We start from the raw sequence: 19,617 nt of genomic DNA, 5'->3' as shown, positions 1-19,617 counted from the left end.
CCCACACCCTTTCGGGTGTGGGGGTCGCGGTCGTGGAGGTCAGGACCCGGCGCGGGGGGCCGGCGGACCGTTTCTGCGCTGGCGTACGCCGGCCGGGGGCCGTTCGAGGTGATGGTGCACCCGGCGCAGCAGGGCACCGAGTTGCTCGCGTTCCGCCGTGTCGAGCGGGGCGAGGATCTCGTCGTCCGTGGACGCGATCTCCGCGCTGAGCCCGGCGAGGTAGGTGCGGCCCTCCGCGGTGAGCCGTACGACGACCCGGCGGCGGTCCGTCTGGTCGCGGACGCAGTCCACCTGCCCGATGCGGGCGAGGTCGTTGACGATCTTCACCAGGTCGCTGGCGTTCATGTCGAGCCGCGAGGCGAGCGCCGTCTTCATCTGCGGGCCGAGATCGGCGAGCAGTGTCATCACGGTGAGGTGCCACAGACGCAGCCCGCGGGCCTCCAGCTTCTCCGTGAGACGCCGGCGCGCGACCTTGCCCAGCGCGTACATGAGGTACGCGTTGAGGTTCAGGACGCTGGGGGGCGTCATGCTCAGGGAGGGCGGGGCCGTGACGGACGGGGAGGGTTCCTCGCGGTCCGCCTCGGTGGCCGCAGCCTCGGCGACGGCGCGCAGCAGGGCCTGTCCGTCTCCGGCGGCGCCCGTGGCGCCCGCCATCGTGCCGAGTGTCAGGTCGGTGTTGGCGAGGGAGCTGAAGACCTTCGCCCAGTCGGTCGGCACGTTCGAGATGCCGACGACGGCGAAGGTCGCGCCCGACGCGTCGCACGCCACACCGTTGACGATCGGCTGTTCCATCGCTGTGCCTCACTGTCCGCGCGGCCGAGTGGCGCCAACCGCCGGGCCTCACCGTTAGGTTGGGTTAACCTACCCAACTCCGACAGGGAGGCCGCCACGCCGCTCGCGCGCGCCCGGCGGCCCCCGTCGACGTGCTCGGGGTCCATACGGTCAGGGACGCCCGACGAGATAGCCGCCCATGGCGGTGAAGTACTCGGTCGCGGGCAGCTCGCGGCCGTCCTCCGTCCGGACACGGGTGATGGCCAGGCCGTGGTTGCGTCCCGTGCGCGCGTCGGCCCCGGCGACGATGACGACGCCGTCGCCCTCGCGGTAGAAGACACGGCCCGGCGTGCCGCCGTAACGCCCCTCGGAGACCACGGCGGAGAGGATTTCGAGGCGCTTGCCCTTGTGGAAGGTGAAGGCGCTCGGGTACGGGGCGGACTGGGCGCGGACCAGGCGCTCCAGGACATCGGCCGGCCAGTTCCAGTCGATGCGGATGTCCTCCTCGGCGCGCTTGTGGAAGAAGCTGGCCAGCGAGCGGTCCTGCCGGGTGAACTCGGCCGTCCCGGAGGCGATCTGGTCGAGCGCGCCGATGGTGACGGGGGCGATGAGGTCGACCGTCTTGTGGAAGAGGTCGGTCGCGGTGTCCTTCGGTCCGACGGTGACGGCCCGCTGCTGGACGATGTCGCCGGCGTCGAGGACCTCGTCCATCATGTGGGCGGTGACGCCGACTTCGGGCTCGCCGTTGATGAGGGCCCAGATGAGGGGGGAGAAGCCCGCGTACTTGGGGAGCAGCGAGTCGTGGATGTTGAGCGTCCCGTGGCGCGGCAGGTTGTAGATGTGCGGCGGGATCCACGTGCGCCAGTTGTTGGCGACGATGATGTCCGGGTCGGCCTCCTTGAGGCGCGTCAACAGCTCCTCGTCGTCGGGCCTGTTGCGGATGACGACGGGGACGCCGTGCTCCTCCGCCAGATCGGCGACCGAGTCGCTCCAGATCTTCTCGTAGGCGTGCTCGCTCTTGGGGTGCGTCACGACCAGAACCACGTCGTGTTCGGAGTCCAGGAGCGCTTGGAGGGTGCGGTGGCCCCAGGTCTGATAGCCGAACATGACGACCCGCATATGGGGTTCCTCCTCAGAAGAGCGATTGACCATCAGTAAGTAAAGCAAGCCTTACCTAACGGCGCAACTGGCTTGATTTGTGCGGCTCTTCATGGCGGACTTCCATCCCTTGTCCGATTCGTCCCGTCGACAGTCGCGCTTAATCAGGTTAGCTTTACCTAAGTTATGTGGGGCTGCCGGTGACGCCAGCGTGCTCGACGCCCCGTTCCCCCAGCATCTTTCCCGCACGATGGGAGTGACATGTCGCAGGGTTCTCCTGGTGACGCACCTCTGGTCCACGACCTCATAGGCATCGGCTTCGGGCCGTCCAATGTGGCCATGGCGATAGCGCTCAGCGAGCACAACGCACGCGTCGGAAGAGAGGAAGCGGTCACCGCCCACTTCTTCGAGCGCCAGCCGCAGTTCGGCTGGCACCGCGGCATGCTGATCGACGACGCGACCATGCAGGTGTCCTTCCTCAAGGACCTGGTGACGCTGCGCAACCCGACCAGCGAGTACAGCTTCCTCTGCTACCTGCAGAGCAAGGGCCGGCTGATCGACTTCGTCAACCACAAGAACCTCTTCCCCCTGCGCGTCGAGTTCCACGACTACTTCGAGTGGGCCGCGTCCAAGGTGGACGACATGGTCTCCTACGGCCACGAGATCATCTCCGTGGAGCCGGTCGAGCGCGACGGCGTCGTCGAGTACCTCGACGTGACCGCCCGCGCCGGCGACGAGCTGGTCGTCCACCGCGCCCGCAACCTCGTCCTCGGCACCGGACTCCGCCCGAAGATGCCCGAGGGCGTCGAGCGCAGCGACCGCGTCTGGCACAACTCCGACCTGCTCCGCAAGGTCGAGAGCCTGGAGGGCACCAACCCCCGGCGGATCGTCGTCGTCGGCGCCGGACAGAGCGCCGCCGAGAACGTGGCCTACCTGCACCGCCGCTTCCCCGAGGCCGAGATCTGCGCCGTCTTCTCCCGGTACGGGTACAGCCCCGCCGACGACAGCGCCTTCGCCAACCGGATCTTCGACCCCGAGGCCGTCGACGAGTACTTCACGGCCCCGGACGACGTCAAGCGCAAGCTGATGGACTACCACGGGAACACGAACTACTCCGTGGTGGACATCGACCTGATCGACGACCTGTACCGGCAGGCGTACCAGGAGAAGGTCCTCGGCACCGAGCGGCTGCGCTTCATCAACATCTCCCGGCTCACGGGCGTGGAGGACGGTCCGGACAAGGTCCGCGCCTTCGTCACCTCCCTCGTCACCGGTGAGGAGTCCGTCCTCGAGGCCGACGTCGTCGTCTACGCCACGGGCTACACCCCCGCCGAGCCCCTCGGTCTCCTCGGCCCGGTCGGCGACCGCTGCCACCGCGACGCCCAGGGCAGGGTCCGGGTCGAGCGGGACTACCGTCTCGCCACCGACCCCGAACTGCGCTGCGGGATCTACCTCCAGGGCGGCACCGAGCACACCCACGGCATCACGTCGTCGCTGCTCTCCAACACCGCGATCCGGGTCGGCGAGATCCTCGACTCGGTCCTCGACCGGGCCCCGGCCCCGGTCGACGCCTCCGCCTCCGTCCCCGCCCCTGCCTCCGCCGACGAGGTCAGGTCCGTGGTCGACGGCGTGGGCACGGCGCGCTAGCGTCACCCCCCGTCCCACCCCCCACGCGACATCGCCACTCCCGCCGCGCGGCACCCCCGTGTGCCCCGGCGGGCGTGGCAGCACTGTGAATCCCCGAAAGGAACGTCCGTGTCCGCTGGTGCACGTCCCGCTCTGGCGCGGTTCGCCAGATCCGCTCCCCGCGTAGCCGTTCTCGCGGTGGCCGCCCTCGCCCTCTCCGCCTGTGGCGGTGGGACCGAGAAGTCCGGGTCGCCGTCGCCCGCCACCTCCTCGGCCTCGGCCGACGGGGGAGCCAAGCCCGCCGCGTTCCCCGTCACGGTCGAGCACAAGTACGGCTCCACGACCATCGACAAGGAGCCGAAGACGGTCGTCACCCTCGGCCTCTCCGACCAGGACGCGGTGCTCGCGCTCGGCATCAAGCCGGCCGGATCGGTCGACTGGTTCAAGGAGAAGCCGTACGGCAAGTGGCCCTGGACCAAGGACAAGTGGGGCTCGAACACCCCGCAGATCGTCGGTGAGCGCGACGAGTACAACATCGAGAAGATCGCGGCCCTCAAGCCCGACCTCGTCATCGCCCAGTACTCGGGGATGAAGAAGGAGCAGTACGACACGCTCTCCAAGTTCACCAAGGTCGTCGCCCAGCCCAAGGACCACCCGGACTACGGCGCCCCCTGGCAGCTGATGACCCAGCAGATCGGCAAGTCGCTCGGCAAGGACGCCGAGGCGTCCAAGCTGATCGCGGACATCGACGCCCGCTTCAAGGCCGCCCGCGAGAAGCACCCCGAGTGGGCCACCAAGACGCTCGCCGTCGCCGACAGCTTCGAGGCCGGCAAGTACTCGGCGTTCACGAAGATCGACCCCAAGTCGATCTTCTTCCAGGAGCTGGGCTTCAAGCTCAAGCCGGAGATCGACACCCTGGCCAAGCCGGGCTTCAACGTCGCCGAGCTCAGCGCGGAGAAGCTCAACGTCCTCGACGTCGACCGGCTCGTCTGGGTCACCTCCAGCACCGAGGCCAACGACCGCATCAAGGCCGAGCCGCTCTACAAGAAGCTGAAGGTCAACCAGGAGAAGCGCGACCTGTTCGTGCCGTACCAGGACCCGGACATCGGCGCCGCGTTCTCCTTCAACACCGTCCTGTCGATCCCGTACGCCATCGACCAGATCGAGCCGCTCCTCGCGGCCGTCAAGTGACGCACACCAGCTGACGTGCCACCAGCCAGCAGCTGACCCGACCGACGGCGTGGCGGAACTCTCGCCACGCCGTCGGCGCTTGTGCCGTCACCGTCTGCCACGCACCTCCAGGGAAAGGCCACTTCGTACGATGTTTGACGTCGAGTCGGACCGGAAGCCCACCACCGGCCTCCCCGTCACCGGCGGGCAATCCGGCATCTGGCTGGCCCAGCAGATCGAACCGGACAGCTCCGCCTACAACATCGTCTTCGCGCTCGACCTCCGCGGCGCCGTCGACCTCGACCGCCTCACCGCCGCCGTCCGCCGGGCCGTCGAAGAGGCCGAGTGCCTGCACGTCACGGTCGCCCCCGGAGCCGACGGGCCCCGGCAGACCCCCCGCACCACCCCCGTCGACATCGCCGTCGTCGACCTGCGCGCCGCCGCCGACCCCGAGGAGGCCGCCGCCGCGTGGATGGCCGCCGACCGCGAGCGGCCCGTCGACCTCGCCCACGGCCCCCTCTTCGCGCAGGCCCTGCTGCGGCTCTCCGACGAGCAGGTCCTCTGGTTCCAGCGCTACCACCACATCGTGGTGGACGGCATGGCCGTCGCCCTCATCACCCGCCGCGCCGGCGCGTACTACACCTCCGCCGAGGAGGCGCCCGCGCCCCGCGACTGGTCCCTCGCCGATCTCGTCGCCGCCGACCGCGCCTACCGCGCCTCCGAGCGGCACGCCGCCGACCGCGCCTGGTGGCTGGAGCGGCTGGCCGGCCGGACCGAGCCCGTGCGGCTCGTCGACCGGGCCGCCGCCCCCATGACCCACCGGCTGCGCCGCACCACCGAACTCGCCCCGGAGACCGTCGAGCGGCTGAACGCCGCCGCCGTCGCCACCGGCGTCCGGCCGTCCCGGCTCCTGCTCGCCGCCGTCGCCGCCTACCTCCACCGCGTCAGCGGCGAACAGGACCTCGTCCTCGGCCTGCCCATCGCCGCCCGCGAGGACGAGGTCTCCGCCCGCGTCCCCGGCATGGTGTCCAACATCGTCCCGCTGCGCCTCGACGTCCGCCCCGGCACCACCGGCACCGCCCTCGTCGCCCAGGTCCGCGAGACCGTCCGCGACGCCGTCGCCCACGGCCGCTACCGCGCCGAGGACCTCGCCAGGGAGCTCGGCCTGGTCGACGGCGTACCGGAGCTGGTCGGCCCCACCGTCAACATCCTGCCGCGCTCCGAGGACCTGGACTTCGACGGCCACGCGACCGACCTCCGGCCCGTCTGGCTCGGCCCGGTCAGCGACCTCGCGTTCAGCTTCGCCGAGTGCGCCGGCGGCCAAGGCTACGCCGTCCACCTCGACGCGGACGCCGACGCCTGCGACGAGGCCGCCCTCGCCGACCACGAGCGCCGCTTCCTCACGCTCCTCCACGCCTTCACCGGCGACCCCGACCTCCCCGTCGGCCGGATCGAGCTGACCTCCGAAGCCGAACGCGCCCTGCTCCTCGACGAGTTCGGCGCCGCGCCCACCGAGTCCCCCGAGCTGTCCTGGCCCGCCGCCTTCGAGGCCCAGGTCCGCCGCACCCCCGAGTCCGTCGCGCTGGTCTGCGAGGACCGCGAGCTGACGTACGCCGAGCTGGACGAGGCCGCCGACCGGCTCGCCCGCCTGCTCCGCTCCCGGGGCGTGGCCGCCGAGGACGTGGTGGGCGTGGCCCTGCCCCGCTCGCCCGAGCTGGTCGTGGCGCTGCTCGCCGTGATGAAGGCCGGCGCCGCCTACCTGCCGCTCGACGCCGACCACCCGCAGGACCGCATCGCCTACATGCTGTCCGACGCCGGGGCCCGCACCGTCGTCACCGTCCGCGCGCTCGCCGGGGAGCTTCCCGGGATCGAGGGCGTGGGCCACCTGCTGCTCGACGACCCGGCCACCGTCGAGGCCCTCGCCGCGCCGGCCGACCCCGACCCCGCGCCCCCGGTCGTCCTCGACCAGGCCGCGTACGTCATCTACACCTCGGGCTCGACGGGCCGCCCCAAGGGCGTCGTCGTCTCGCACGACGGCGTCGGCAGCCTGATCGCCACCGCGACCGAGCGGATCGGCATCACCGCCGGGAGCCGCGTCGTGCAGTTCGCCTCCGTCGGCTTCGACGTGACGGTCTGGGACCTGATCATGTCGCTGTGCGTCGGCGGACGGATCGTCGTCGTCCCCGCCGAGCGCCGCGTCGCCGGCCCCGCGCTCACCGAGTACATCGCGCGCCACCGCGCCACCCACATGATCCTGCCGCCCTCACTGGTCTCCGCGCTGCCGCAGGAGTGCGAACTCCCCGAGGGCGCCGTGCTGATCGTCGGCACCGAGGCCGTCCCCAGCGAGCTGATCGCCCGCTGGGGCGGCCGGCTCCGGGTCGTGGTCGCCTACGGCCTCACCGAGGCGACCGTCAACTCCACCCTCTGGCTCGCCGACCCCGACCGTCCCGGCCCCGCCCCGATCGGCGAGCCCGACCCCAACACCCGGGCGTACGTGCTCGACACGGCGCTCCGGCCCGTGCCCGTCGGGACGGAGGGCGAGCTGTACGTCTCCGGGCGTGGCCTCGCCCGCGGCTACCTGGGCCGCCACGCCCTGACCTCGGAGCGCTTCGTCGCCGACCCGTACGGGGAGCCCGGCTCCCGCATGTACCGCACGGGCGACCGGGGCCGCTGGGGCGCCGACGGCAACCTGGAGTTCCTCGGCCGCGCCGACGGCCAGATCAAGATCCGCGGCCACCGCGTGGAGCCGGGCGAGATCGAGAGCGCCTTCATGGCCTGCGAGGGCATCGCCCAGGCCGCCGTCCTCGCCCGCGAGGACCACCGGGGCGTCAAGCGCCTCGTGGCCTACCTCGTCCCGGAGGCCGGAGCGGCCGACGCGGGGACGGTGGCCGGGACCGCCGCCGGAACCGGCGACAGCGGAACCACGGACACCGGGACCGCCGCCGGCCCGGACACCGGGGCGGCGGTGACGGCCGCACGCGCGCGCGTGACGGACGCCCTGCCCGACTACATGGTGCCGTCCGCCGTCGTCGTCCTCGACGGCCCGCTCCCGCTCACCCCCAACGGCAAGCTCGACGCCAAGGCGCTGCCCGAACCCCGCTGGACCTCCCTGACCGGCACCGACACCCCGAGCACCCCGGCGGAGACCACCCTCGCCGCCCTGTTCGCCGAGGTCCTCGGCCTGCCGTCGGTGGGCGTCCACGACAGCTTCTTCGAGCTCGGCGGCGACAGCATCGTCGCCATCCAGCTCGTGAACCGGGCCCGCGAGGCCGGTCTCGCCCTCACCCCGCGCGACGTGTTCCGGAGCCGGACCGTGGCGGCCCTCGCCCGGACCGCCGGAGAGACCGTCGCCGCCCCCGTGCTCCCGGAGGTGCCGCTCGACGCGGACGCCCTGCCCGTCTCCCCGCTCCAGGAAGGTTTCTTCTTCCACGCCGAGTTCGACCGGCAGGCCGCCGACCTCTACTTCGTCCAGGAACTCCTCGACCTGACCGGGACCGTCGAACCGGACCGCGTCCGCTCCGCGCTCCAGCTCCTCCTCGACCGGCACCCGCTCCTGCGCGCCTCCTTCCGCCAGCTCCCCGGCGGCGAGGTCGTCCAGCGGCTCGCCGACCGGGTCACCCTCCCGTGGCGGGAGGCCGACACCGCCGTGACCGGCCTCGACGACATCCTCCGCGCCGACCGCGCCGAGCGGTTCGACCTCGACCGGCCGCCGCTCCTGCGCGCCACCCTCGTCAAGGACGGGCAGCGCCACCGGCTGCTCCTCACCCTGCACCACATCGTCGCCGACGGCTGGTCGGTCGGTGTCCTCCTGCGGGAGCTGACCGCCGCCTACCGGGGCGCCGAACTGCCCGAGCCCGTGGCCCCGGAGGCGTACCTCTCCTGGCTCGCCGGCCGCGACCGGGACGCCGCACGCGAGGCGTGGCGCCGGGCGCTCGCCGGAGTGGAGGGCCCGACCCGGCTCCCCGCGCTCACCACCCCGGGGGACGCCGGCCCGCCCGCCCGTCCCGAGCACGTCGACACCCGCCTCCCGCGCGAGCTCACCGACGCGCTGTCCGCGTACGCCAGGACCCAGGGCCTGACCCTGAGCAGCGTCCTCAACGGAGTGTGGGGACTGCTGCTCGGCGGCCTCACCGGCGGCCGGGACGTCGTCTTCGGCACCACCGTGTCCGGGCGGACCACCGAGGTCGCGGGACTCGACGCCGCCGTCGGCCTGTTCATCAACACCGTCCCGGCCCGGGTCACCCTCCGCCCCGACGAGACGCTCACCGAGCTGCTCCACCGGGTCCAGGACGAGCACGCCGCCCTCCTCGACCACCAGCACCTCGGTCTCGCCGACATCCAGCGGATCGCCGGCGGCGGCGAACTCTTCGACACCCTCGTGGTGTTCGAGAACTACCCGACCGGTGAGCAGCCCTCCGGGGACGGCGCCGACGCGCCCCTCGTCACCGGCGCCGAGGTCATCGACGCCGTCCACTACCCGCTCGCGCTCGTCGTCGAGCCCGCCGACGCCGGACTGCTGCTCCGCTTCAAGCACGACGCGGCCCGGCTCGACCAGGTGGCGGTGGCCGTCCTCGCCAACCGGTTCACCGCCCTGCTGCGGACCGTGGTCTCCGAGCCCGGCCGACTCGTCGCCCGGACCGACCTGCTCTCCGCCCGCGAGCGCGAGCACCTCGCGGAGCTCAACGCCACCGACCGCCCGGTCCCCGAGGCGACCCTCGCCTCGCTCTTCGCCGGACGGGTGGCCCGTACCCCCGACGCCCCCGCCGTCGTCTTCGAGGACACCACCCTCAGCTACGCCGAACTCGACCGGCGGGCCGAGGCCCTGGCCGCGCGGCTCCGGGCCCGCGGGGCCGGTCCCGAGCAGTACGTGGCCGTCGCGGTCCCGCGCTCGGCCGAACTGATGGTCGCCCTCCTCGGCGTCCACAAGGCCGGCGCCGCCTACCTCCCCGTCGACCTCGACTACCCCGCCGACCGGGTGGCGTTCATGCTCGCCGACTCGGGCGCGCGCCTCGTCGTGACCACCGCCGAGGCCGCCGCGCGCATCCCCGCCGCGTCCGGCCTCGAACAGCTCGTCATCGGCGCGGGTGAGCCGGCGGAGACCCCCGCCGACGCCCCCGTACGGGCCGCCGGTCCCGACCACCCCGCCTACCTCATCTACACCTCGGGCTCCACCGGCCGCCCCAAGGGCGTCGCGGTCACCCACCGGGCCATCGTCAACCGGCTCGCCTGGATGCAGAGCGCGTACGGGCTCACCGCCGACGACCGCGTCCTCCAGAAGACGCCGTCCAGCTTCGACGTGTCGGTGTGGGAGTTCTTCTGGGCGCTCACCGAGGGCGCGGCCGTCGTCCTCGCCCGCCCCGACGGCCACCGCGACCCCGAGTACCTGGCCCGCCTCATCGCCGACCGGTCCATCACCACGACGCACTTCGTGCCCTCGATGCTGGCCGCGTTCGTCCAGGTCATGGAAGCCACCCCGGACGCCCCCGACTGGCCTGCCAGCCTGCGCCGGGTGTTCTGCAGCGGCGAGGCGCTCACCGGCGCCGACGCCCGGCGCTGGTGGGAGCTGACCTCCCGCGCCGGAGGCGCGCCCGTCCCGCTGCACAACCTGTACGGCCCCACCGAGGCGGCCGTCGACGTCACCTTCTTCCCGTACGAGGGCGGCACCGAGCCGGCCGTGCCGATCGGCCGGCCCGTGTGGAACACCCGAATGCACGTCCTGGACCCGTTCCTGCGCCCGGTGCCGGACGGCGTGCCCGGCGAGCTGTACCTCGCCGGCGTCCAGCTGGCCCGCGCCTACCACGACCGCCCCGGCCTGACCTCCGACCGCTTCGTCGCCGACCCGTTCGGGACGCCGGGGGAGCGGATGTACCGCACCGGGGACCTGGTGCGCCGCCGCGCCGACGGAGCCGTCGAGTACCTCGGCCGCACCGACCGCCAGGTCAAGATCCGCGGCAACCGCGTCGAACTGGGCGAGATCGAGACCGCCCTCGCCGCACTGGCCGACGTCGCCCGCGCGGCCGTGGTCGTCCGCGACGGAGCCCTCGTCGGCTACGCCGTCCCGGCCCCCGGCGCCACCCCCGGACCGGAGGAGCTGCACGCCGCCCTCACCGCGGCGCTGCCCGCCGCGATGGTCCCGAGCGCCGTCGTCGTCCTCGCCGAACTGCCCCTGACCCCCAGCGGCAAGCTCGACCAGAACGCCCTGCCCGCACCCGAGATCGCGCCCCGGACGGGCGGCCGAGGCCCCCGCGACGACCGCGAACGCGCCCTCTGCGAGATCTTCGGCGAGGTCCTCGGCGTCCCGGGGACCGGCGTCGACGACGACTTCTTCGTGCTCGGCGGCGACAGCCTCAGCTCCATCACCGTCGCCACCCGGGCGCGCGAGAAGGGCCTGACGCTCAGCCCCCGCGACGTCTTCGAACACCGCACCCCGGCCGCCCTCGCCTCCGCCGCGGCCACCCACGGGGACGCCGCAACACCCCCGACCCCCGCATCGCCCGAGACACCCGAGGTACCCGTGCACTCCGACGGCGTGACCGTCTCCGCCACCGACGCCGGGCAGGCCGCCGCCGCCCTCCAGGCCGTCCTGGCGCTCCAGCAGCAGTCCGGCGCGGCCGTCGACCCCGCGCTGCAGGCCCTGCTCGCCCAGCTCACCGCCGCCGCGCCGACACCGCCCCCGGCCCCGGAACCCCCGGCCCCCGCCCCCCTGGGCGGACCGGAACCGACCGAGGAGGAGACCGCGCGCGTCCACGCCGTCGCCGGACTCCCCGTCGTCGACATCTGGCCGCTCTCCCCGCTCCAGGAGGGCATGTACTTCCACGCCACCTACGACGCGGGCGACGCCCTCGACGTCTACCAGTCCCAGGAGACCCTGGACCTCGACCACCGCCTCGACGCCGACCGGCTGCGCGCCGCGGGCCGCACCCTCCTGGCACGCAACACCGGACTGCGCGCCGGCTTCACCAGCGACGGCCTGCCCGGACCCGTCCAGTTCATCGTGGACGGCGCCGAGATCCCGCTGGTCGAGCACGACCTCTCCGCCCTGCCCGCCGAGGAGCAGCGGACCCGCACCGAGGAACTCCTCGCCGCCGACCGCCGGCAGCGCTTCGACCTTGCCGCCGCGCCGCTCTGCCGCCTCCTCCTCATCCGCCTCGGCGACGGCCGCGACCGGCTCGTCGTCACCCACCACCTGATCCTCTGGGACGGCTGGTCCGCCTGGCTGTTCCTGGAGGAGCTCTTCACCCTGTACGAGCGGGCCGGCGACGCCACCGGTCTGGAGCGGCCCGGCTCGTACCGCGACCACCTCGCCTGGCTGGCGGCCCAGGACACCTCCGTCGCCCTCGACGCCTGGCGCGGCGCCCTCTCCGGCTTCGACGAGCCGACCCTGCTCGCCCCGACCGGGCGCGACACGGGCCCCGTCATACCCGTCGACTTCGACGCCCACATCGGCCAGGAGGCCGGCGACCGGCTGCGGGCCGCCGCCCGCCGCCACGGACTCACCCTCAACACCGTCCTCAACGCCGCCTGGGCCCTGGTCCTCTCGGCCATGACCGGCCGGGGCGACGTCGCCTTCGGCACGGCGGTCGCCGGACGCCCGGCGGACGTCCCGAACGTCGCCGGCATCATCGGCATGTTCCTCAACACGATCCCCGCCCGGGTCGCCTTCACCCCCGACGAGCCGCTGCTCGCCCTGCTGCGCCGCATGCAGTCCGAGCGCGCCGCCGTCATGCCGTACGAGTACGTCGGCCTCGGCACCCTCCAGCAGGAGTCCGGCCACCGCCGCCTCTTCGACACCCTCTTCGTGCTGCGCTCCGCCGACGGCGAGGACCGGGCTGCCGCGCTCCGCGAACGCCACGGCATCACCGACGTGTCGAACGTCGACGGCACCCACTTCCCGCTCACCCTGATCGTCACGCCCGGAGCCCGGCTGCGGGTCACCCTGGCCGCCCGGCCCGACCTCTTCGACGCCGAGGCCGCCACCACGATCCTCGCCCGCTTCACCACCGTCCTCGACCGCCTCGGCGAGGCCCTCGCGGGACCGGCCGCCGACACCGCCCGGACCGTCGGCGTGGACCTGCTGCTCCCCGACGAGCGGGCCGCCCTCACCACCGGCCGGGAGGCCACCCGCGAGCCGGTGCCGGACGAGACCGTCGCCGACATGCTCACCGCCCAGGTCGCCCGTACCCCCGACGCGGTCGCCCTCGTCTTCGGCGAGCGCGCCCTCACCTACGCCGAACTCGACGCCCAGGTCAACCGGCTGGCCCGACTGCTGCTCGCCCGGGGAGCCGGACCCGAGAAGGTCGTGGCGCTCGCCCTGCCCCGGTCCATCGAGATGGTCGCCGCGCTCTTCGCCGTCCTGCGGACCGGCGCCGCGTACCTGCCGCTCGACCTCGACCACCCGGCCGACCGGCTGCGGCTCATGGCCGAGGACACCGGACCCCTCTGCCTGCTGACCACCACCGCCGTCGCCCCCACGCTGAGGCGCGAGGACGGCTCCGTCGCCCCCGAGGTCCTCCTCGACGACGAGGCCGTGACCGCCGCGCTCGCCGCGCTGTCCGGCGACACGATCACCGACGCCGAGCGGCCCGCGTTCGCCCACGGGGTGCCGGACCGCCTGGAGCACCCGGCGTACGTCATCTACACCTCCGGCTCCACCGGCCGCCCCAAGGGCGTCGTCACCCCCTACCGGGGACTGACGAACATGCAGCTCAACCACCAGAAGGAGATCTTCGACCCGGCCATCGCCTCGGCCGGCGGGCGGCGCCTGCGCATCGCGCACACCGTCTCCTTCGCCTTCGACATGTCGTGGGAGGAGCTGCTCTGGCTCGTCGAGGGCCACGAGGTCCACGTCTGCGACGAGGAACTCCGCCGCGACGCCGAAGCCCTGGTCGCCTACTGCGACGAGCACCGCGTCGACGTGGTCAACGTGACGCCCACCTACGCCCAGCTCCTCATCGAGGAGGGACTCCTCGATGAGGACGAGACCGCCGGCAAGCACCGCCCGGCGCTCGTCCTGCTCGGCGGCGAGGCCGTCTCCGACACGGTCTGGAGCCAACTGCGGCACACCGACGGCACCTACGGGTACAACCTCTACGGCCCCACCGAGTACACGATCAACACGCTCGGCGGCTCCACCACCGAGAGCGCCACGTCCACCGTCGGCCGCCCCATCCGCAACACCCGCGCCCACGTCCTCGACGCGATGCTCCGTCCCGTCCCGCCCGGCAGCCCCGGCGAGCTGTACATCGCGGGCACCGGCCTGGCCCGCGGCTACCACGACCGGGCCGCGCTGACCGCCGAGCGGTTCGTCGCCGACCCGTTCGGCGAGCCCGGCGAGCGCATGTACCGCACGGGCGACCTCGTCCGGCAGCGCCTCGACGGCCTGCTCGACTTCCTCGGCCGCACCGACGACCAGGTCAAGATCCGCGGCTACCGCATCGAACTCGGCGAGATCTCCACCGCCCTGTCCGGACACCCCGAGGTCGCCCACGCCGCCGTCGTCGTCCACGAGACCGCCGGCACCAAGCGCCTGGTCGGCTACGTCGTCCCGGAGGACGCCACCACCGCCGGAGCACCGGACGACGACCTCGTCCAGCGCCTGCGCGAGCACCTCAAGGCCGGACTGCCCGACTACATGGTCCCGTCCGCCCTCGTCGCCGTCGCCACCCTCCCGCTGACCGTCAACGGCAAGCTCGACGTCAAGGCCCTGCCCGCCCCCGACCTCACCGGCACGGGCACGAGCCGCGCCCCCCGCACCCCGCAGGAGGAGACCCTGTGCGGGCTCTTCGCGGAGGCCCTCGGCCTCGCCGCGGGCAGCGTCGGCATCGACAGCGACTTCTTCGAGCTCGGCGGCCACTCCCTCCTCGCCACCCGGCTCGTCAGCCGCGCCCGCACCGCCCTCGACGCCGAACTGGCCATCCGCGACCTGTTCGAGGCACCCACCGTCGCCGAACTCGTGGAGCGCGCGGCGGCCTCGCGCGGCGCCGCCCGCCCGGCGCTCGTCGCGGCCGAACGCCCCGACGAACTGCCGCTCTCGCACGCCCAGCAGCGCCTCTGGGTCATCCAGCAGATCGAATGCACCTCCGCCGCGTACAACTTCCCGCTGGTCATGCGGCTGCACGGCACCTTCGACCGGGAGGCGTGGAGCGCCGCCCTCGCCGACGTGACCGACCGCCACGAGGCCCTGCGCACGCTCTTCGCCGAGCGCGACGGCCAGGCCTACCAGCGGATCCTGCCCGCCGGCTCGGCCGCCCCGGTCGTGGAGCACGTCAGCGCGACCGAGGACGAGCTCCCCGGACTCGTCGACGCCGCCGTCCAGCGGCCGTTCGACCTCGCCGCCGAACTGCCGATCCGCGCCACGGTCGTGGAGGTGGCGCCCGACGAGCACGTCGTCGTCCTGCTCCTCCACCACATCACCACCGACGAGTGGTCCGACCGCCCGTTCCTGCGGGACCTGACCACCGCCTACACCGCCCGCCTCGACGGCGCCGCACCCGACTGGGAGCCGCTGCCCGTCCAGTACGCCGACTACGCCCTCTGGCAGCAGAAGCTCCTGGGCGACCCGGCCGACCCCGGGAGCCTCGCCGCCCGGCAGCTGGAGCACTGGCGCACGGCCCTGGCCGGCGCCCCCGAGGAACTGGAACTCCCCACCGACCGGCCCCGGCCCGCCCGCCCGGCGTTCACCGGCGCCGCGCTCGACATCACCTTCGACCCCGCCGTCCACGAGGGGCTGCGCCGCGTCGCCCGCTCCACCGGCGCCAGCATGTTCATGGTCGCCCACGCGGCCGTCGCCGCCCTGCTCCACCGGCTCGGCGCCGGCACCGACATCCCGCTCGGCGCGCCCATCGCGGGCCGGGGCGACGAGGCCCTGGACGAACTGGTCGGCTTCTTCGTCAACACCCTGGTGCTCCGCACCGACCTCGGCGGCGACCCCAGCTTCACCGAACTCCTCGGCCGGGTCCGCGAGACCGACCTCGCCGCCTTCTCCCACGCGGACGTCCCCTTCGAGTCCGTCGTGGAGAAGCTCAACCCGACCCGCTCCCTCTCCCGGAACCCGCTGTTCCAGGTGATGGTCGGCTACCACGCCCGCACCGACGGGGCACTGCGCCTGCCCGGCCTGACCGCCGGCTACCTGCCCCACCGGGTCGGCACCGCCAAGTTCGACCTCGTGTTCAGCTTCACCGAGCACACCTCCGCCGACGGCGTCGGCGACTCCCTCGGCTGCCGCCTGGAGTTCTCCACCGAACTCTTCGACCGGGAGACCGCCGAGCGCGTCGGAGACCGCCTCCGCAGGCTCGTCGGGACCCTCGTCGAGGCCCCCGACCGGCCGATCTCCGAGGCCGGGATCCTCACCGACGAGGAGCACCGTCTCGTCCTCGAAGGCTTCAACGGACCGCCCCGCGAGGTCGACGAGGAGACCCTCCCGGCGCTCTTCGCCCGGTGGGTGGCCGAACGCCCCGACGCGGTCGCCGTCGTCGAACGCTCCCGCTCGGTGACGTACGCGCAGCTCGACGCCCGCGCCAACCGCCTCGCCCGGCTGCTCGCCGACCGCGGCGTCGGCGCCGAGAGCGTCGTCGGCGTGGCCGTGCCGCGCTCGGTGGACATGATCGCCACGGTCGTCGCCGCCCAGAAGCTCGGCGCCGCGTTCCTGCCGCTCGACCTCGTCCACCCCGGCGACCGCCTCACCTACATGATCGAGAACTCGGGCGCCGCCGTCGTCGTCGGCACCGAGCCCGTCGCGGGGAAGATCCCCGACGTCCCCGGCGTACCGGTGCTCCTCCTCGACGCCCCCGCCACCGCCGCCGCGCTGGAGGCCCTGCCCGGGACCCCGCCGACCGGCGGCCCCGTCGGCCTCGACCAGGCCGCCTACGTCATCTACACCTCCGGCTCGACCGGCCGCCCCAAGGGCGTCGTCGTCCCGCACGAGGGCATCGCCAGCCTCGTCGCCACCGCCGTCGACCGCATGGGCCTCGCACACGACAGCCGCGTCCTGCAGTTCGCGTCCATCGGCTTCGACGTCTTCGCCTTCGAACTCGCCATGGCGCTCTGCCACGGCGGACGGCTCGTCCTCATCACCGACGAGGCCCGGGTCGCCGGCCCCGCCCTCACCGACTTCCTCGCCGACCAGCGGATCACCCACATGATCCTGCCGCCGTCCCTGGTGTCGGCCCTCCCCGCCGGCTGCGCCCTGCCCGAGGGATCGACCGTCCTCGTCGGCACCGAGACCGTGCCGCCGGACCTCTTCGAGCGCTTCGGCACCACCGCGAACCTCATCTGCGCGTACGGACTCACCGAGGCGACCGTCAACTCCACCCTGTGGCCCGCCCGCGAGCACGGCGGCCGCGCCACCGGCCGGGTGCCGATCGGCCGCCCCGACCCCAACACCCGCTGCTACGTCCTCGACGACCACCTGCGGCCCGTGCCGCCCGGCGTCGTCGGCGAGCTGTACGTCGCCGGCCGCGGCCTCGCCCGGGGCTACCTCGGGCAGGCCGGACTCAGCTCCGGCCGGTTCGTCGCCGACCCGTACGGCGCCCCCGGCAGCCGCATGTACCGCACCGGCGACCGGGCCCGCTGGCGCGCCGACGGCAACCTCGACTTCCTCGGCCGGGTCGACACCCAGGTGAAGATCCGCGGCTTCCGCATCGAGCTGGGCGAGATCGAGGCAGCCCTCGCCGGGCACCCCTCGGTCGCCCAGGCCGCCGTCCTGCCCGACCGCGACGGCGACATCGTCCGCCTCGTCGGCTACGCCGTCCCCGAGCCCGGCAAGGAGACGGAACAGGACCTCGACCCGCAGGAGCTGCGCGCCCACGTCGCCGCGCTGCTGCCCGAGTACATGGTCCCCGCCCTCGTCGTCCCGCTCGACGGCCCGCTGCCGCTCACCCCGAACGGCAAGCTGGACCACAAGGCACTGCCCACGCCCGACTGGTCGGCCATGACCGGCGACGCCCGGCCCGCGACCGAGACCCAGGCGCGGATCGCCGAACTGTTCTGCGAGATCCTCAAGCTCGACGGCGTCGGCGTCCACGACAGCTTCTTCGCCCTCGGCGGCCACTCCATGGCCTCCATGCGCCTCCTCGGACGCATCCGCGCCGAGTTCGGCGTCGAACTGAGCATCCGCGACGTCTTCGACGCGCTGACCGTCGCCGGCATCGCGGGCAAGCTCGACGGCGCCTCCGCCGCACGCCCCGCGCTGCGCCCGGCGGAGCACCCGGCCACCGACCCCGCGGACCTTCCGGTGGCCCCCGTACAGCGGTGGCAGTGGCAGGCGTACCGGCGGAGCCCCGGCTTCGACCACGCGCTCGTCCTGCGCTCGCCCGGCGGCCTCGACGCCGGAGCGCTCGCCACGGCGCTCACCGACGTCACCACCCGCCACGAACCGCTCCGCACCGCCTTCGCCGACCACGAGGGGACCCTGACCCGCCGCGCCGTGGAGGCCCCCGCCCTGGCCGTGGAGGAGTGCGCCGACCTCGACGCCCGCCTCGCCGAACTCGCCGCCTCGGCACCGGACCTGGAGCAGGAGGCCCCGCTGCGGGCCCGGCTGCTCACCGGCGCCGACGGCACCCAGGCGGTCCTGCTCACCCTGCACTACCTCGCCGTCGACGAATGGTCCGTGGTCCCGCTCTTCCGCGACCTGACCACCGCGTACGGTGCGCGTACGGCGGGGCGGGCCCCCGACTGGCAGCCCCTCCCCGTCGACTACACCGACTACGCCCTCTGGGCGCGCGAGGTCCTCGGCGACCTCACCGACCCGGACAGCCGGGGCGGCCGGCAGCTGGCCTACTGGCGGCGGACGCTCGAAGGCGCACCGCGCGAGCTCGCCCTGCCGGCGGAGGCCCCGGCCCCCGGCGCCGCCCCGGACGGCCGGCAGGCCGCGGGAATCGTCGAGTTCGTCCTCGACGAGCGGCTGCACGCCGACGTCGACCGGCTCGCGCAGGCCACCGGCACCAGCATGTTCATGGTGCTGCACGCGGCCCTCGCGTCCCTGCTCACCGCCCACGGCGCGGGCACCGACCTGCCCATCGGCACCATGGTCGCCGGGCGCGGCGACGACCAGCTCGCGGACCTCGTCGGCTGCTTCTTCAACACGGTCCTGCTGCGCACCGACACGGCCGGCGACCCGACCTTCGCGGAGCTCCTGACCCGCGTGCGGGAGACCACCCTGAGCGCCCTCGACCGGCAGGACGTCCCCTTCGACGAGGTCGTCCGCACGGCCGGCCTGCGACCGGAGGGCCCCCAGGTGATGGTGATCCACCACGAGCAGGCGGACCTGGAACGCCTGGAGGGCGGCGTCGGGGACCTGATCGCCGTGCCGACCGGCTCGACCCGCGCGGAGCTGACCCTCAGCTTCTACGAGCCCCGGGGCGACGGACCCGTCCACTGCGGTCTGATCCACGCCACGGAGCGACTCGGCGCCGCCAAGGCCCGCCGGCTCGCCGAAGAACTCACCACCCTGCTGCGCACCGTGACAGACGACTCCGGACAGCCCCTGTCCCAGCTGTTCGGCGTGACCCACAAGAGGAGTGACAACGCATGAGCACCAACCCCTTCGAGGACCCGCAGGGCCGCTTCCTGGTTCTGGTCAACGACGAGAACCAGCACTCGCTGTGGCCCTCCTTCGCGGAGGTCCCCGCCGGGTGGCGGACCGTCTTCGGCGAGGACACCCGCGAGGGCTGCCTGGCCTACGTGGAGTCCCACTGGACCGACCTGCGACCGGCGAGCCTGATCGCCCTCCAGGACTGACCCACCGCCACAGGCCCTGACACCGACCGCGGCCCGCGAGGGGAACTCCCCTCGCGGGCCGCGGTGTGCGCGGGGCCGGTCCGCCGTGAGAAACACGGAGGGGGGGGGGCGCGCCAGGGGGGTCCCCCCCCCCCCCCGCGGGGGCGAGGCCGCGCCCCCGGCACCACGCACCCCCGGGGGACCAGGGGGGAGGGGGCGCGGGCCGGGGGGGGGCCC

Annotated in this window: 6 protein-coding genes; 4 read left to right on the top strand and 2 right to left on the bottom strand. The window is 73.6% G+C overall.

What is annotated here, in order from left to right; all coding sequences use genetic code 11:
* Nucleotides 1-39: 39 nt before the first annotated feature.
* Nucleotides 40-792, bottom strand: a complete 753-nt coding sequence (locus tag ABT129_RS36935; protein WP_351910453.1) for a MarR family winged helix-turn-helix transcriptional regulator — start codon at nt 790-792, stop codon at nt 40-42.
* 150 nt (nt 793-942) lie between these two features.
* Nucleotides 943-1,890, bottom strand: coding sequence for a methionyl-tRNA formyltransferase (locus ABT129_RS36930; protein WP_351910451.1), 948 nt, complete (start codon nt 1,888-1,890; stop codon nt 943-945).
* Between the two features lie 240 nt (nt 1,891-2,130).
* On the opposite strand from ABT129_RS36930, the gene ABT129_RS36925 reads away from it, so the two are divergent.
* The 4 genes from ABT129_RS36925 (at nt 2,131) to ABT129_RS36910 (ending at nt 19,401) form a co-directional block, all read left to right on the top strand.
* Complete coding sequence (locus tag ABT129_RS36925; protein WP_351910449.1) at nt 2,131-3,516, top strand: lysine N(6)-hydroxylase/L-ornithine N(5)-oxygenase family protein; 1,386 nt, start codon at nt 2,131-2,133, stop codon at nt 3,514-3,516.
* 108 nt (nt 3,517-3,624) lie between these two features.
* Complete coding sequence (locus ABT129_RS36920) at nt 3,625-4,686, top strand: iron-siderophore ABC transporter substrate-binding protein (RefSeq protein WP_351910447.1); 1,062 nt, start codon at nt 3,625-3,627, stop codon at nt 4,684-4,686.
* Between the two features lie 130 nt (nt 4,687-4,816).
* Nucleotides 4,817-19,195 (top strand): non-ribosomal peptide synthetase, encoded by a 14,379-nt coding sequence (locus ABT129_RS36915; protein WP_351910445.1) that lies wholly within the window; start codon nt 4,817-4,819, stop codon nt 19,193-19,195.
* Nucleotides 19,192-19,401: an MbtH family protein gene (locus ABT129_RS36910; RefSeq protein ID WP_055599362.1), complete on the top strand. Its 210-nt coding sequence runs from the start codon at nt 19,192-19,194 to the stop codon at nt 19,399-19,401. Before ABT129_RS36915 ends, ABT129_RS36910 begins: the two co-directional genes overlap by 4 nt.
* The last annotated feature ends 216 nt before the right edge of the window (nt 19,402-19,617 follow it).

Origin of the sequence: Streptomyces sp. NPDC002057, from assembly GCF_040296665.1 — a bacterium.
Lineage (GTDB): Bacteria > Actinomycetota > Actinomycetes > Streptomycetales > Streptomycetaceae > Streptomyces.
This window is presented reverse-complemented; position numbering and strand designations above follow the sequence as displayed.